The sequence below is a fragment of the Inquilinus limosus MP06 genome (genome assembly GCF_000767795.1).
GTDB lineage: Bacteria > Pseudomonadota > Alphaproteobacteria > DSM-16000 > Inquilinaceae > Inquilinus > Inquilinus limosus_E.
In genome coordinates this window covers 1-1585 of record NZ_JANX01000909.1, presented here as the reverse complement: position 1 = coordinate 1585, position 1585 = coordinate 1, and the positions used below count along the sequence as shown (strand labels likewise).

Here is a 1585-nt window from a genome sequence, read left to right as displayed (position 1 = left end):
GATGAACAGGCCGACGCTGACCACCGCGCCGAGCCGCGGGAACAGCAGGATGGTCGAGACCACATAGACCGCGCTGGCGGTGCCGCCGACGGCGTGCCACCAGACCACGCCCGGCAAAGCGGACAGGGCCGAGATCGTGCCGGTCAGCAGCGCCGCGGCCAGCAGGATCGCGGTGCCGACCGAGAGCTGCAGCGTCGTGGCGGCGAAGGGGCTGCCGGTGGCCTTGGCCAGCTGGGCGTTGGCGCCGGCCTGGACCGCGAGCAGGCCGCCGGCCAGCAGCGAGATAGGGATGAACAGGGTTTCCATGGCAGTGTCTCGGTCGGAAGTCGGGAGGTCAGTGGTGGTCGGCCAGGGCCGGGACGCGCAAGCCGCGCTGCACGGCGGGCCGGGCGGCGATGGCCTCGTACCAGCGGCGCAGGTTCGGGCTGTCGTCGAGGCCGACGCCGATCTTGGTCAGCCCGGCATGGATCCACGGCCAGCTCATGATGTCGGCGACGCCGTAGGCCTCGCCCGCCAGGTGGCTGCGCCGGCCCAGCGTGCCGTCCAGCACCCGGTACACCCGCGCCGCCTCGGCCTCGAAGCGGCCGATGACGTAAGGGATCTTCTCGGACGCGAAGATCTTGTAGTTCCAGAGCTGGCCCAGCGTCGGCCCCAGATGGGCGGCCTGGAACAGGATCCATTGCAGCGCCGTGGTCCGCTCCCCGGCATCGGCCGGCAGCAGCTTGCCGGATCGCTCGGCGAGATAGGTCAGGATCGCGCCGCTCTCGAACACGGTGCGGCCGCGGTCCGGGTCGGTGATCACCGGGATCTTGTTGTTCGGGTTCAGCGCCAGGAAGGCCGGCTGGCGCTGCTCGCCCGCCTCGATGTCGACGACATGCACCTCATAGGGCAGGCCGGTCTCCTCGAGCATGATCGAGGCCTTGTGCCCGTTCGGCGTCTGGTAGGTGTAGAGCTGGATCGGGGTCATCTCTGTCTCTCCGTAAGGCGGGCCAGCCCCGCCGCTGGAGAGAAGATGACGAGTGCACAGACGCAGTTCGATCTGTGATACTGCAGCAATCATCTGCATCTATGCACAGGCCAACCATGGACAGCCGGCTGGATTGGGAGGACCTGCACACCGTGCTGGCGGTGGCCGAAGCCGGGTCGCTGGCGGGCGCCGCCCGGCGGCTGGGCGTCAACCACACCACGGTGCTGCGCCGGATCGGCGGCTTCGAGCGGCGGCTGGGCCTCAGGCTGTTCGACCGGCTGCCCGGCGGCTATGCCCTGACCGCGGGCGGGGAGGAGCTAGCGGCGGCCGCCCGCTTCATGGCGGCCACAGTCGAGGGGCTCGAGCGCCGCCTGGCCGGCCAGGATCTGCGCCTCGAAGGCACGCTGCGGGTGGCGACGGCGGACACGCTGACCGCCTCGGTGCTGCCGGCGCTGCTGGCCCAGTTCCGCGAGTTGCATCCCGGCATCATGCTGGAGGTGACGACCGCCAACCTGATGGCGAACCTGACCCGGCGCGACGCCGACGTCGCTATCCGGCCGGTGCTGGACCCGCCGGAGACCCTGGTCGGCCGCCGCGTCGCCGGCATCGCCTTCGCCG

General features: G+C 70.8%; 3 protein-coding genes. 1 reads left to right on the top strand and 2 read right to left on the bottom strand.

Annotation, left to right across the window (positions count from 1 at the left end; genetic code table 11):
• On the bottom strand, window positions 1-306 hold a 306-nt coding region (locus P409_RS33875; RefSeq protein ID WP_034849066.1), incomplete at its 3' end, for a DMT family transporter.
• A gap of 28 nt (window positions 307-334) precedes the next feature.
• Entirely contained in the window at window positions 335-967 is a 633-nt protein-coding gene (locus tag P409_RS33870) for a glutathione S-transferase family protein (protein ID WP_034849063.1), read from the bottom strand.
• 116 nt (window positions 968-1083) lie between these two features.
• On the opposite strand from P409_RS33870, the gene P409_RS38475 reads away from it, so the two are divergent.
• Window positions 1084-1585, top strand: a 502-nt coding sequence (locus P409_RS38475) for a LysR family transcriptional regulator (protein ID WP_034849068.1), incomplete at its 3' end; no start/stop codon positions are given.